Annotated in this window: 14 protein-coding genes; 11 read left to right on the plus strand and 3 right to left on the minus strand. The window is 42.9% G+C overall.

Annotated elements, in window-relative coordinates; genetic code table 11:
- Positions 1-75: 75 nt before the first annotated feature.
- On the minus strand, positions 76-2,625 hold the full coding sequence (locus tag ACVBIL_RS11255; RefSeq protein ID WP_447167076.1) for a penicillin-binding protein 1A: 2,550 nt from the start codon (positions 2,623-2,625) through the stop codon (positions 76-78).
- A gap of 436 nt (positions 2,626-3,061) precedes the next feature.
- Here ACVBIL_RS11255 and ACVBIL_RS11260 point away from each other — a divergent pair, with 436 nt between their 5' ends.
- From ACVBIL_RS11260 to ACVBIL_RS11300, 9 genes are all read left to right on the plus strand, one after another.
- Positions 3,062-4,141 (plus strand): pilus assembly protein PilM, encoded by a 1,080-nt coding sequence (locus ACVBIL_RS11260; RefSeq protein WP_447167077.1) that lies wholly within the window; start codon positions 3,062-3,064, stop codon positions 4,139-4,141.
- Positions 4,129-4,710: a PilN domain-containing protein gene (locus ACVBIL_RS11265; RefSeq protein WP_447167078.1), complete on the plus strand. Its 582-nt coding sequence runs from the start codon at positions 4,129-4,131 to the stop codon at positions 4,708-4,710. Before ACVBIL_RS11260 ends, ACVBIL_RS11265 begins: the two co-directional genes overlap by 13 nt.
- Positions 4,707-5,327, plus strand: a complete 621-nt coding sequence (locus ACVBIL_RS11270; RefSeq protein WP_447167079.1) for a type 4a pilus biogenesis protein PilO — start codon at positions 4,707-4,709, stop codon at positions 5,325-5,327. Before ACVBIL_RS11265 ends, ACVBIL_RS11270 begins: the two co-directional genes overlap by 4 nt.
- A complete protein-coding gene (locus tag ACVBIL_RS11275; protein ID WP_447167131.1) occupies positions 5,327-5,842 on the plus strand; it encodes a pilus assembly protein PilP in 516 nt (171 codons plus the stop codon). Before ACVBIL_RS11270 ends, ACVBIL_RS11275 begins: the two co-directional genes overlap by 1 nt.
- 6 nt (positions 5,843-5,848) lie before the next feature.
- Entirely contained in the window at positions 5,849-7,915 is a 2,067-nt protein-coding gene (locus ACVBIL_RS11280; protein WP_447167080.1) for a type IV pilus secretin PilQ, read from the plus strand.
- Positions 7,916-8,128: 213 nt separating this feature from the next.
- On the plus strand, positions 8,129-8,644 hold the full coding sequence (gene aroK / locus ACVBIL_RS11285; protein ID WP_447167081.1) for a shikimate kinase AroK: 516 nt from the start codon (positions 8,129-8,131) through the stop codon (positions 8,642-8,644).
- 3 nt (positions 8,645-8,647) lie between these two features.
- Entirely contained in the window at positions 8,648-9,727 is a 1,080-nt protein-coding gene (gene aroB, locus ACVBIL_RS11290; protein ID WP_447167082.1) for a 3-dehydroquinate synthase, read from the plus strand.
- A 160-nt stretch (positions 9,728-9,887) separates the two neighbouring features.
- On the plus strand, positions 9,888-11,390 hold the full coding sequence (locus ACVBIL_RS11295; RefSeq protein ID WP_447167083.1) for an AAA family ATPase: 1,503 nt from the start codon (positions 9,888-9,890) through the stop codon (positions 11,388-11,390).
- Positions 11,391-11,443: 53 nt separating this feature from the next.
- On the plus strand, positions 11,444-12,283 hold the full coding sequence (locus ACVBIL_RS11300) for a Dam family site-specific DNA-(adenine-N6)-methyltransferase (RefSeq protein WP_447167084.1): 840 nt from the start codon (positions 11,444-11,446) through the stop codon (positions 12,281-12,283).
- Between the two features lie 34 nt (positions 12,284-12,317).
- On the opposite strand, the gene ACVBIL_RS11305 is transcribed toward ACVBIL_RS11300, so the two are convergent.
- Together ACVBIL_RS11305 and ACVBIL_RS11310 are read right to left on the minus strand one after the other, a co-directional pair.
- The gene (locus tag ACVBIL_RS11305; RefSeq protein ID WP_447167085.1) at positions 12,318-12,503 is read right to left on the minus strand and encodes a DUF2970 domain-containing protein; all 186 of its coding nucleotides are present in this window, start codon (positions 12,501-12,503) and stop codon (positions 12,318-12,320) included.
- Between the two features lie 8 nt (positions 12,504-12,511).
- Positions 12,512-12,847 (minus strand): hypothetical protein, encoded by a 336-nt coding sequence (locus tag ACVBIL_RS11310; protein WP_447167086.1) that lies wholly within the window; start codon positions 12,845-12,847, stop codon positions 12,512-12,514.
- 200 nt (positions 12,848-13,047) lie between these two features.
- On the opposite strand from ACVBIL_RS11310, the gene rpe reads away from it, so the two are divergent.
- Positions 13,048-13,722 carry a ribulose-phosphate 3-epimerase gene (gene rpe, locus ACVBIL_RS11315; RefSeq protein ID WP_447167087.1) on the plus strand — a complete coding sequence of 225 codons (675 nt, stop codon included), beginning with the start codon at positions 13,048-13,050 and terminating at the stop codon, positions 13,720-13,722.
- 3 nt (positions 13,723-13,725) lie between these two features.
- The gene (locus ACVBIL_RS11320) at positions 13,726-14,424 is read left to right on the plus strand and encodes a phosphoglycolate phosphatase (protein ID WP_447167088.1); all 699 of its coding nucleotides are present in this window, start codon (positions 13,726-13,728) and stop codon (positions 14,422-14,424) included.

Below are 14,424 nucleotides of genomic sequence, written 5' to 3' on the forward strand. Positions count from 1 at the left end.
GGGCATAAAAAATGCGGGAATTGTTAAAACAATACCCGCATTTTTGTATCGGTAAGTTGAGCTAGCGATAGCTTCTTATTGGAATAAATCTTCTTCAGATTTATCGATAAAGATATCAGTATTATCTTCTTGATCTGTCACATATTCAGTTGGTTCAGTGCCAGCAATAAAGTACTCAAACTTACTGGTGTAGTCTGTTTTACGAGTGAGTTTACCCGTAGCCAAATCAATTCTTGCAGAGACAATGCCTTCAGGAGGAGACATAGGTACCTCTGGTGTGCCAGTGAGTGCATCCTTCATAAACTCATTCCAGCCTGGACCTGCGGTTTTTGCGCCTGCTTCTGCAAGTGAAATTTGATCTTTAGCACCGTTGGCATTCCAGCTAGTACGGCCTAGCTCTTGGCTGTGGTCGTCGAAACCTACCCATACGGTTGTAGCCAGTTTTGGATTAAATCCACTAAACCAAGTATCGCGAGATTCGTTAGTTGTACCTGTCTTACCTGCAATATCACGACGATTAACCACTCTCGAGGCGCGCCATGCAGTACCGTTCCAGCCTGTACCTTTACTCCAATTACCACCACCCCAAATAACGCTCTTTAGTGCTTCAGTAATTAAGAACGCAGTTTGCTCAGAAATAATCTGCGGAGCATATCGAGAACCAGGGCCACCACATTGTAATGTTTCATCTACTGGAGGCAGGTTTTCTAGCGGCGTAGTGCTTGCTTGAAGCTCGTGGGCCATCGCAGCGAACGGATCTTCAGCAATAGCTTGCTCTGCGATAGGGGGTTTGCACGCAAGAGTCGGGTTTGCTTGCTCAACAATATCACCATTTGCGGTTTCGACTCGCTCAATAAAGTAGGGCTCAACTAAGAAACCGCCATTAGCAAACACCGAGAATGCAGTAACGACTTGTAGCGGCGTCACAGAAGGTGAACCCAAAGCTATCGATTCATTACGAGGTAGATCTGCCGGATTAAAACCAAACTTAACTAATTCAGCAATAGTGGCGTCAAGCCCTGCATGACGCATGGCTCTTACTGACATAACGTTAATAGATTGTGCTAAACCAACGCGTAAACGGGTAGGACCGCCGTAAACATCGGGTGAGTTCTTAGGGCGCCAAGCTGTACCTTGTCGAGTATCTGGCTCATTAATGGGTGCATTATTAATAAGGGTGGCGAGTGTGTAGCCTTTTTCGAGTGCCGCACTGTAAATAAATGGCTTAATGTTAGAGCCTAACTGACGTTTAGCTTGAGTCACACGGTTATATTGGCTGGTGTAAAAACTAAAGCCACCAACAAGAGTACGAACTGCACCATCATGTGGATCGAGGGACACTAGCGCGCTCGCAACCAAAGGAACCTGACTTAACTGCCAGAAATTACCATTGTTGCGGATCCAAACCTGCTCGCCGGGCTTGAGTACATCAGATGCTAGCTTCGGCGCCTTACCTTGACGGCTGTTGGTGATAAACTTACGCGCCCATTTAATACCATCCCAAGGTAGTTCAATGATCTCGCCTTTAGTATTCATCACGCTGGCTGTTTGTTCATTAACAGACAGTACCGCAGCTGGGAGCATACCTTGGAAGGCGCCTGTTTGCTTAAGCTTAGCGGTTATTTCTTCAGGCTCTAATGGGGTTGTTGTCCATAGATCTTTGACTCGGCCGCGATAGCCATGACGTTCATCATAAGAGTATACGTTGTTACGTAATGCTTTTTGCGCGTCCAACTGCAGCTTAGAATCTACGGTTGTATAGATATCATAGCCACCGGTATAGGCTTCTTCTTCGCCATACTGTTCAACTAAGTAATCGCGAGCCATTTCTGAAATATAAGGTGCATATAGATCAATGACAGCGCCATGATATTTTGCAGTAATAGGGCTATCTAAGGCTGCTTGATATTCAGCGCTATTGATGTAGCCGACTTGGTTCATTCGCATTAGCACTATATTACGACGCGCTTTTGCTCGGGTTTTTGAGGTAATAGGGTTTAGTGTTGATGGCGCTTTAGGTAAGCCGGCAATGACAGCCATTTCTGGCAAGGTTAACTCGCCGATCTCTTTGCCATAATAAACCTGTGCTGCTGCACCGACACCGTAGGCGCGTTGGCCTAAGTAGATACGGTTTACATATAGCTCAAGTATTTCATCTTTAGTGAGTAGTTGTTCGATATGAATCGAGATAAAAATTTCTTTTACTTTACGGATAATGGTTTTATCGCGAGTCAAAAAGAAGTTACGTGCCACCTGCATGGTAATTGTACTGGCACCCTGTTTCTTTTCACCCGTAGCCAACATTACCGAGGCTGCACGTAATATGCCTATGGGGTCGATACCTTTATGTTCGTAAAAACGGGCATCTTCGGTGGCGATAAAAGCCTGTAACAGCGGTTTAGGTATCTGCTCCAACTTTAATGGAATACGGCGCTTCTCACCAAACTGAGAGATCAGTTTTCCGTCACTACTATAAATACGAAGTGGTGTTTGTAGTTTAACTGTCTTTAGTGTCGTAACGTCAGGTAGATCTGGCAACACATAAAAATAAGCTGCAACAATTGCAGCGATGCCAAGTAAACCTAGGCTAAAGAAAGCTATAAAAAGTCGTTTTAACCACTTCACCGCAATATTCCAAGAATTAAAAATAAGAACAACAGTATATAAGCCATGGCCGAAATGGTGAAGTCTTGTCACCCGATTAGCTTGAGCTTTTTTCTTGAACATCTATTTTCGGAAGCATTTTCTGTAGGTATTTTATCGAAAAAATATAGCATCCAAAAATTTAATCTAAACATTTTTAAAGAATTGGCACAGTTTTTATGACTAATGCTCGATATTTTTTTAGTTTATATCTCTACCTTAGAGAGTAAAGTAGCGATTATGTTGAAAATGTAATCAAGATCTGAGTGCCACGCGCCCGAGTTACATGTAAGTGAGTGTTTAGGGTCAAAAAAATAGCAATTGTAAAGTTGAGAAACATTTTGTACAAATAGCTATAACGAGTTGATTTTGTGCTAATCTACTTTGGATACAATAACTATAAAAGTGACCTTGGACTATGCTTTCTAATTTTTGGAAGCGTCAGGCTCCGCAGATGGTTGGGATAGATGTGGGATCCCATGAAGTAAAAGCGATTCTGCTGGGTAAGACTGCTGATGGGTATAAAATATTAAGTCATGCTGCTGTTCCTTTAAAAAAAGGAGCCGTTAATGATCATGAGATCCGTGATAGCGAAGCCGTTGTTGACGCATTAAAACAAATAAAGCGAGTATTACCCAAGTCCACTAAGTTTGCTGCTGTCGCTGTTTCTGGTTCTGCAGTTATGACTAAAGTTATTTATATGGATTCGGCTTTAAGCGAAGAGGAGATGGAAGCTCAAATTGAAATTGAAGCTGACAACCTTATTCCTTATTCGCTCGATGAAGTGAATATTGATTTTGAAACCTTAAGTACTAACCGTACCGATCCCAGCAAAGTTGATGTGCTACTCAGTGCTTGTCGCTCAGAAAATATCGATAGTTTAAGCGATTCACTCGATGCGGTGAATCTAGAAGCCAAAGTGGTTGATGTTGAAGGTTATGCGTTAGGTCGCTCTTTTGACATTATTGCGGGTCAATTACCTGATGACGTTAGCGACAAAGTCGTCGCGCTGGTGGACATTGGTGCCAACATCACTACATTCTCCGTCGTTGAACATGGTGAGACGACATTTGTACGAGAGCAAGCCTTCGGTGGTGAACAGTTTACCCAGTCCATTTTATCTTTTTATGGCATGACCTATGAGCAAGCTGAAAAAGCCAAGATTGAAGGCGACTTGCCACGCAATTATGTATTTGAGGTTTTATCTCCCTTTCAGACCCAGTTATTGCAACAGATCAAGAGAACGCTACAAATTTACTGTACTTCAAGTGGGCGCGATAAAATCGACCATATTGTTCTGTGTGGCGGAACATCAACGCTTGAAGGTATGGCTAACTTAATGGTTAATGAGTTAGGTGTTCATACGATAATTGCCGATCCGTTCCAAGGTTGCTTACATGCTGATGAGGCAATAAAGAACCATCTACAGCCCCAAATTAGCAAATATATGTTGGCCTGTGGATTGGCACTAAGGAGCTACTCAGAATGGCGAACATAAACTTATTACCTTGGCGTGAAGAAGCCAGAGAAAAGCAGAAGCGTGATTTCACTGGCATCTTAGCGTTGGTGTTTTTAGTTTCTGGTTTAGTGGTTTATTTGTCGCTGATGACAATCGATATGTTTATTGATGACCAAAAAAGTCGTAATGCCTATCTAAAGTCTGAGATCCAACTTCTTGAGTCTCAGATTTCTGAAATTACTAAGATCCGCACTCGTAAAAAAGATATCGAAAGACGCACTGAAATTATTCTGGGATTGCAGCAATCGAGAAACTTACCGACTCATGTACTAGATGAATTAGTGCGGGTTCTCCCCCCTGGGATTTATCTTTCTAGCATTGAAAAGAAAGGCAGCATGTTATGGATTGAAGGGCGCAGTGAGTCTAATAATAACGTCGCCAATATGATGCGAAAAATTGAAGCATCGGCCTGGTTGCAAGATCCTAATATGCAATCGATAGTCGCCCAAAATGAAGAATTAAGACTGTTGCAGCGTTTCACATTAAGAGTGACCATAGTTAATGGTGAACTGCTATCTGCAAGCACTGTGCAGGGAGCGAGTAAATGAACTTAGACTTAGACCAATTTAAAGATATTGATTTTGAAAATATCGGCGCTTGGCCGCAACTGGTAAAAATGGTATTTGCTGCAATGCTGGCTGTATGTGTGTTTGTCGGTGGCTATTTTCTCTTTGTTTCAGATGCTCTGGATACGTTAAATGCCGAAGAAACGAAAGAGCAGCAATTGAAAACAGACTTTAAGTCTAAATATCAATTAGCGGCGAATTTAAAGTTATACCGTGAACAGTTAGCCATTATGGAAGTGCAGTTTGCTGAATTACTAAAGATGCTGCCTTCGAAGAATGAAATGCCGGGTTTGCTTGACGATATAACCTTTGTTGCCACAGATTCAGGACTCAGTATTAAGAGCTTGGATTGGGAGTCTGAAATAGCGCGTGATTTCTATATTGAGTTTCCAATCAAGATTGTTGTTGGTGGTGATTACCATGAATTAGGTCATTTAGTGGGGGGAGTTGCAAAATTACCGCGTATTGTCAGCCTACATGATTTTGTGATTAAGCGTAATGATAGCGGTGAACTAGGCATGGATATCTTGGCTAAAACATACCGCTTTAAAGAGGGCGCGGAATTACCTTCGAAGGGCAAGAAGGGGGCGGCAAAATGATGAAAGTGCTACCGCTTTTAATTGTGAGTGCCTTGCTGACAGCTTGTATCGGTGACTCGAGCGATCTCGAGCTATTTGTTACAACGACTAAAGCTCAGCATGTAGCCCATATTCCACCATTAAAAGAAACACCAAAATTTGAGCATTTTACCTATCAAGCAGATTTAATGAGAAGCCCTTACGTGCCGCCTTCAAGGGAGTTAACTGAAGAGATTATCGACACGACTAAGGACTGTTTACAACCCGACCTTAAACGACGTAAAGGGCGATTAGAAACCTACGCATTAGACAATTTAAGAATGCGAGGTACCTTGAGTGAGCAAGATGAAATTTGGGCTCTACTTGAGACCACCGATGGTAGTGTTTACCGTTTAGGTGTAGGCCAATATTTAGGTCTTTATCATGGTCAAATTGCTCAAGTAACGTCGCAAACGGTCGAAATAATAGAATTAATACCAGATGGATCTGGCTGCTGGACGGAACGTAACAGTAGTATGGAATTGACTGGAGAATAATAAGAGATGACTGAGGGAATAATGAGATCTTCAACCACGCCAAAAGCCAGTTTTAAGTTAGTGCCTTTATTTAAGGCCGTTATTGGTTTCGCATTAATTCTTGGTATGACTCAGCATTCATATGCCGTTAACCGACTGATTGATGTTAAATATCATGCCGTAGTGGATCACCAGCTCGAACTACAATTAATTTTCGAGAATGATATTCAAGAACCCGATATCGATTTAAAGGCATCTCCTGCGCAGATTATATTGGGATTCGATGACAGTATTTCCGCACTAGAAAAACAAACATTACCGATTAAAACTGTTGGTGTGGAAACCGTAAGCACTGTACCAAATGGTAATAATCTTCAAGTCTTTATTGGTTTAACGCAAGTAAAGCCGTATCAGGGAAAAGTAGTTGGTAATACCTATCGTTTAACCATTAACGATGAAGTGGCAAGTCAAAATACAGCGGGGGAAAGCCCGTTCGTTAATAACATTGAGAATATTGATTTTCGCCGTACAGCTGATGGTGGTGGAGAGTTATTAGTTAAGCTAAATAATAGCTCTGTGGCGGCTAACGTTGAACAAGTTGGCGCTAAGCTTGAATTAAAACTTTATAACACTGATATTAGTAGTGATTTCTTGTATGTCATGGACGTGTATGACTTTGCTACTCCAGTTAAAAGCTTTGAAACCTTTAAAGAAGAGTTGACTGCGCGTTTTCTTATTGATGTTGATGGTGATTATGAATACAACTACCAGCAGGATGGTAGCTTGTTCAAGTTAACGATGAAGAAAACAGAGCGCATGAATATCGTTAAGGAAGAGATAAAATATGATGGACGCTCACTGTCATTAAACTTCCAGAATATTTCAGTTAGAACTGTGCTGCAGATTATTGCCGATTACAATAACTTTAACTTGGTAACAAGTGACACGGTTGAGGGGGATATCACTTTACGCTTAGACGATGTGCCTTGGGATCAAGCACTAGACTTGATTTTGCAAGCTAAAGGATTAGATAAGCGTATTGAAGGCAATATCTTGATGGTTGCACCTATTGAAGAGATAGCCATTCGCGAAAGCCAAGAATTAAAGAATCGTCAAGAAGTTAAAGAGTTAGCACCACTATATTCTGAGTATTTGCAGATTAATTATGCCAAGGCTAAAGATATCGCGGCATTGTTAAAAGGTGATGATTCTAGTTTATTAACATCTCGTGGCAGTGTTGCCGTCGACGAACGTACTAACACCCTGCTAGTTAAAGATACTGAAGAGACACTAGAAAGCATACATCGCCTGATAGAAGTGCTGGATATTCCAATCAAGCAGGTGTTGATTGAAGCCCGTATGGTAACGGTAAAAGACGATGTTTCAGAAGATCTTGGTGTACGTTGGGGAGTAACCGATCAGCAAGGTAATAAAGGCACATCAGGTAGTCTTGAAGGGGCGGGGGATATCGCAAACGGTGTGGTTCCAAGCTTAAGTGATCGCTTAAACGTTAACCTTCCTGCCGCTGTGGCTAATCCAACAAGTATTGCTTTCCATGTGGCAAAGCTTGCTGATGGAACGGTTCTTGATCTTGAACTCAGTGCGCTTGAGCAGGAAAATAAGGGTGAGATTATCGCCAGCCCACGTATTACAACCTCTAACCAGAAAGCTGCCTATATCGAGCAAGGTGTGGAGATCCCATACGTAGAGGCAAGTTCTAGTGGTGCAACAACGGTAACCTTTAAAAAGGCAGTTCTATCACTACGTGTGACACCGCAAATTACGCCAGATAACCGGGTGATTTTAGATCTTGAAATTACGCAAGACTCGCAAGGTAAAACAGTCGATACTCCGACAGGGCAGGCAGTGTCGATCGATACTCAACGTATAGGTACTCAAGTGCTGGTGGACCATGGCGAGACGATTGTACTGGGCGGAATCTATCAACAACAGCTGATTAGCCGAGTGAGTAAAGTGCCAATATTGGGCGATATCCCTTATTTAGGCTTTATGTTCAGAAATAGCTCAGATAAAAATGAACGCCAAGAATTGCTGATCTTCGTTACACCGAAGATTGTTTCCGAAGCGCTATAAATTGTTTAGCCATATAAAGCCAGCGTAATATGCTGGCTTTGACATGTTGGTCGATACATTTTCGATAGAAATGCATTCCACGCTTGCCATAGATAGCACTTAGCTGAGATAATCAGCGGTCAAGTCTCAATAGAGCAAGGTAAGATTAAAGGTCAACTCCGTTTATTTGAGTTGATGTAGGCAAACTTAAATAAGATTCAGACGTATAAATCAATGGCCGAAAAACGTAATATTTTCCTAGTAGGCCCTATGGGGGCTGGTAAAAGCACTATAGGCCGTCATCTGGCACAGATGCTGCACTTAGAGTTCCACGATTCAGATCAAGAAATTGAAAGCCGCACTGGTGCGGATATCGCTTGGGTTTTTGATGTTGAAGGTGAAGAGGGCTTCCGTATCCGCGAAACGCAGGTTGTCGCTGATCTAACCGAAAAGCAAGGTATTGTCTTAGCAACCGGCGGTGGCTCGATTCAAAGCAAAGAGATCCGAAATAATCTTTCTGCGCGCGGCATCGTTGTTTACTTAGAAACAACTATCGACAAGCAAGTTGCACGTACGCAAAGAGACAAGCGTCGTCCATTACTTCAAGTTGATGACCCAAGAGAAGTGCTAGAAAACCTAGCTGAGGTACGTAATCCTCTATATGAAGAGATTGCTGACGTCATCGTAAAAACTGACGAACAAAGTGCCAAAGTTGTTGCAAACCAAATTATTGAACAGTTAGGTTTTTAAAGTATGGCTAAACAAGTTCTGGTACAGCTCGGAGAGCGCAGTTATCCAATTGAAATTGGCCAGAATTTGTTTAGTAGTAGCGAGCTTTTGGCTCGCTATCTTCAACATAAAAACGTTCTAATCGTTACTAACGAAACGATAGCGCCTCTCTATCTTCAACAGGTAGAAGCGATGCTGTCGGATTTCGCGTGCGTCACGCCCGTGATTTTGCCAGATGGTGAGCAATATAAAACCCTCGAGCAGATGAATGCGATATTCACTTCATTACTGGAGCAAAACTTAGGCCGTGATACGGTTTTAGTGGCGTTAGGTGGTGGTGTGATTGGCGATATGACGGGTTTTGCTGCTGCGAGTTATCAACGAGGTGTGGATTTTATTCAAATCCCTACAACGCTGTTATCTCAGGTGGACTCATCTGTTGGTGGCAAAACAGCAGTTAATCACCCGTTAGGCAAAAATATGATAGGAGCCTTCTATCAGCCTAAGTGTGTATTAATTGACACCGATTGTTTAAGCACTCTACCTAAACGTGAATTTGCAGCGGGTATGGCAGAAGTCATTAAGTATGGTGTGATTTGGGATGCAGAGTTTTTCCAATGGCTTGAGGACAACGTTGAAGCGTTGAAATCATTGGATACACCAGCGCTTGAGTATGCAATTTGTCGCTGCTGTGAGATTAAAGCCGAAGTGGTTGAGAAGGATGAAACTGAACAAGCTGTGCGTGCGCTGCTTAATCTAGGTCATACTTTTGGTCACGCTATCGAAGCTGAAATGGGCTACGGTGTTTGGTTGCATGGTGAGGCAGTTTCAGCTGGCACAGTCCTTGCTGCAATCACTGCAAATAAGCTCGGGTTAGTTGATGAGTCAATTGTTTGTCGTATAACTGCGTTATTAGCGGCATTCGATTTACCGGTAACGGCACCCGAATCAATGGATTTCGAACAATTCATTAAGCATATGCGCCGAGACAAGAAGGTGCTCAAAGGTCAGTTACGACTCATTTTACCTGAAGGCATTGGTCAAGCAGGTATCTATAGTGATGTTACTGATGAGCTACTGGAAGAGGTTATCAACTGCGCATAGATGATGTTGCAGGTGATCGGTGAACGCTAAATTCAGTTTTAATAAACATAACTTTGGTTATTTTTCCCAAGCTATAGAACTTCGCTATAGTTTTGGCTTTGTGCTGCTTAACATTCCCGTTAAGGCTTTATGGGCACCGCTGTATTGGAGGCGGATGTAGATGGCATTTTCTGAATCAACTTTGCTGCCAAGTCAGGATGCGTTACTGCATCGCCTATTGCATATTAGCTTGTATGGCGAGCAATTAATGGTGTTGACTGGTGAAGATGGCGCGGGGAAAACCACCTTGGCCACAGCATTGCTAAATGAGTTAGAGCACCATAGTTCTGCATGGGTGATTTGTCCAAAGCATTGCGATAGCGCCGAAATTAGACGCAAAATATTGGTTCAGCTACTAAGCGATCCCGTATTCGATGATGAAACCCCTTTACCGGAATGCCTTCTTAGCGTCGTAGACTCTTTGCCTGCCAAGAGTTGTATTGTGTTAGATGATGCTCACCTTTTACCCCTCGATATTTGGGCCGAGTGTATCGTGCTTAGTCAGATATCATTGCCTGGAAAGTCGATTAAGATCTTAATGACTGCACCGGTTGCGTTTTTTAACGAAGTTGCAGCTCAGCTTCCAGAGTCACTGCTAGATCAAGTACTCCCTATCTATATTGAGCCATTAGAACAAGCAGAGCGAGAAGGACTTTATTACACACTGCTAAGCCGCAGTGAACAGCAACCGTTCACCCCAAGGGATATCGTTAAAAATCGTTTGGAGATGCAACTTGGTACGCCAAAAGAAGTGGTCGGTCTGCTTGAACTTGCGCTTAATGGGGAACAAGAGGTACCACAGCAAAAGTCGAGACTTACACTGATCATAGCCGTCTCACTCGTGTGCATTATTGCATTACTAGCAAGTTGGTTGCTGATTGATGGTAATGAAGACACTCCCAATGTGAAGGCCAATAGAGTCGAGTTTGCGATAAATACAGCCGAGCGATTTGGCTTAGATGACCGCTTTCTGATTGAGTATGCCGAGCGTGTACTGCTGGACTATTGCCCCTATTCTTGCTCAAGCATATCGAGTTCATTCGCATCTAGCTTGCAGGTCGAAAATCAGGCTTCTGTTGATATCGCAAAATCTGGTGCGCTTAACTTGACAGACGTTACAGCATTAACCGAGTTAAATAGTGCAACGCCAGAATCTGTGACTACTTATAAAGCCAAGCAAATATCTACATTTGTTACTGAGCAGCAAGAGCAAACACAGGCTATCGAGCAATTACAAGAAACCTCAGCTAAATCGATTGAAGGGGTAGGTAAGGCTACAGATAAGCTGCCAGAATCTAGAGCTGAGTCCTCAGAATCAATCGGGCAATCAGCTAAAATCGGTAAGCCTATCGAAGGTTATACTTTGCAGTTAGCAAGTGTAAAACGTTTAGATTCTTTACATAATACACTGTCAAAGCTCAACGATATTCCTCAAGTGAAAGTGGCGCGTTATCAGCAGCGCTGGGTCGTATTGTTAGGAGAGTACAGCAGCCGAAAAGTTGCCCAGCAGCAATCGGCATTATTAATGGCAAAAACGGGGATTTCAGCCCCCTGGATCCGTGCTTGGCAAAATCTTAATGAATATGAGCTACAAGATGTACTTCCAACTCGTGAAATTCAATAATAAACAGAGTACAATCATCAGCTCTCTTTTTTCACAGTGTTCAATCAATTTAAATGATTAAAAAACAAAGAGCCTTTTTAAAGTGGGCTGGCGGAAAATTTAAACTGATTGAAGCCTTGTCAAAACATCTACCTGAAGGTGACCGCTTGGTCGAACCTTTTGTCGGTGCAGGCTCAGTATTCCTCAATACCAATTATAGTCACTATCTATTGTGCGATATTAATCATGATCTGATTAACTTGTACAAGATTGTGCAAAAAGAGCCTGAAAGATATATCGAAGCTGCGAAGGCGCTTTTCGTTCCAGAAATGAATGAGAAGGAAGCCTACTATACAATTCGTACGGCTTTTAATGCGACGAATGACCCTTTTAAGCGCTCAGTCTATTTTCTTTATATGAACCGCCACGGCTTTAATGGCTTATGCCGTTATAACCGAAAAGGTGGCTTTAACGTGCCATTTGGTTCATATAAAAAGCCATATTTTCCTGAAAAGGAGATTTGGGCCTTTTCAGAAAAGGCTCAAAATGCCGAATTCCAGTGCATCGGTTATGAGCAAGCGATCGATATGACTCAAACAGGGGATGTGGTGTATTGCGATCCGCCTTATGCGCCCTTGTCATCGACAGCGAGCTTTACCACTTATGTGGGGAGTGGCTTTTCATTGGATGATCAGGCACTACTGGCTAGGCAGGCGCGCCATACCGCAATTGAACGTGGCATTCCTGTGCTTATTAGCAATCATGACATTCCGTTAACGCGTGAGTTATACCATGGTGCTCGTTTCGACACGATTCAAGTTCAGCGTAATATAAGTCAAAAGGGCAGTGGTCGTAAGAAGGTCGATGAACTGATGGCGCTGTACGATGATTCATACCATAGCGACAACGATTAAGCCTCTATTCTCGTTAGACTAGAGGCTGTCAGTATTATGCTAATACCTGCCTAACAATAAACAGCAGCGCAGACACAAACATAATCGCTAATATTATCCCCATGATAATAAAGGGTATTGGTGAGGATGTTTGGAAGTCTCTAACGCGATTTTGCTCGGTTTGCACCCCAAAAAATGCCGCTATGGTACTAGAGAATATTTGCCAGAAGCGGCGTAGCATGTCGTTGATTACTTGCTACTAAGTGGAGAATTCTTGCTGATAGGGGCACTTTCATGGCCATATAGCAGTTCAAACAGATCAATAAAATGCAGTTGGTTGGTTTGGCTCTTGCCAGATAACCAGCTTTTCCAACTAAGATTATCTGTTTGATTTGCGCAGCGGTTACTCGGATGACTAGCAGGTAAGCTTGGATTGTACTGACTTGCTGTATCACAAACACAGGCTGCATTAGCCGCTGTTTCAGTTCGATTTGAAGACAGGGTAAAACTGGTCAAAGTTGTACAGGCAAGCGCAAGAATTGCAGCGGATTTTATCATTGCTGTATTCTGGATAAGTCCTTTCATCATGCCTCCTTCTTCAACTCAGTTGCAATAGTATAACAAGTTCGCTCATATTTTAAACATATTTTGTGTGTAAATTCTATTTAGCTGATTAAGTGAATTATTTTATCTGGCAATTTAACTTAAATGGGCGCTCAGGTGTAGAGGGCTATGGCTACAGCAGGTAGAATAGCGTACTTCTTAAACATTAAAGTGAGTTCGTTATGCGTCCATTTTTGATTGCTCCTTCTATTTTATCTGCCGATTTTGCGCGTCTAGGTGAAGATGTCGATGCCGTATTAAACGCGGGGGCTGATGTAGTTCATTTTGATGTCATGGATAATCATTATGTGCCAAATTTAACCATTGGCCCTATGGTGTGTGAGGCTCTACGTAAATATGGTGTGACAGCGGACATTGACGTGCATCTCATGGTGAAGCCTGTTGATCGCATCATCCCTGACTTTGCTAAAGCAGGTGCTTCGATTATTACTTTTCACCCAGAAGCCTCTGAGCATGTGGACCGTACCCTGCAGTTAATCAAAGAATCTGGCTGTAAAGCCGGTCTAGTATTTAATCCTGCAACGCCACTGCATTATCTAGATCACGTGATGGACAGGCTTGATGTCATTCTATTGATGTCGGTTAACCCAGGCTTTGGTGGCCAATCATTTATTCCATCGACTTTAGATAAGTTGCGTCAAGTGCGTAAGTTGATTGATGACAGCGGTTATGATATTCGCTTGCAAGTCGATGGCGGCGTTAAAGTCGACAACATTGCTGAAATCGCAGCGGCAGGTGCAGACATGTTTGTGGCGGGTTCTGCCATTTTCAATAAGCCTGACTATAAAGCGGTAATCGATGAGATGCGTGCAGAATTGGCTAGCGTTGAGGCCTAAGCAATGAATACCTTTAGTCAAATTAAGGCGATAGCATTTGACTTAGATGGAACGCTAATCGATAGCGTTCCAGATCTCGCTGCCGCTACCCGTGCAACCCTTGCTGAGTTGAACCTGCCGCTGTGTAGTGATGACTTAGTGCGTAGTTGGGTTGGTAATGGCGCCGAAATGCTGATGCGCAGAGCGCTGTCTTTCGCGCTTGATAGCGCGGTAAGTGAGCAGCAGTTACAAAATACCATGCCACGCTTTATGCATTTTTATAAGCTTAACTTGCAGCAGCATAGCGTGTTATACCCTGGGGTTGAATCTGCTCTAGAGCAGTTGCAACAAGCGGGCTATCCCATGGCTATTGTCACCAATAAGCCGTACGAGTTTACCATCCCGTTACTTAAAGCATTTAATATCGATAAGTACTTTAGTATTGTGCTCGGTGGCGACTCTTTAGCTAAGATGAAACCCGATCCATTGCCACTGCAGCACATTTTGCACGAGTGGCAACTGCAAACTGAGCAATTATTGATGGTCGGCGACTCAAAGAACGATATATTAGCGGCAAAAGCGGCTAAGCTTGCCTCTGTAGGCTTGACCTACGGCTACAACTACGGTGAAGATATTGGGCTAAGCGGCCCAGACGCCGTATGTGAACAATTTAGTGAAATAACCGCGCTACTTAAACTGCGCGATAAAGCAACGGAGCAATAA

The organism is Shewanella sp. 125m-7, from assembly GCF_052977045.1.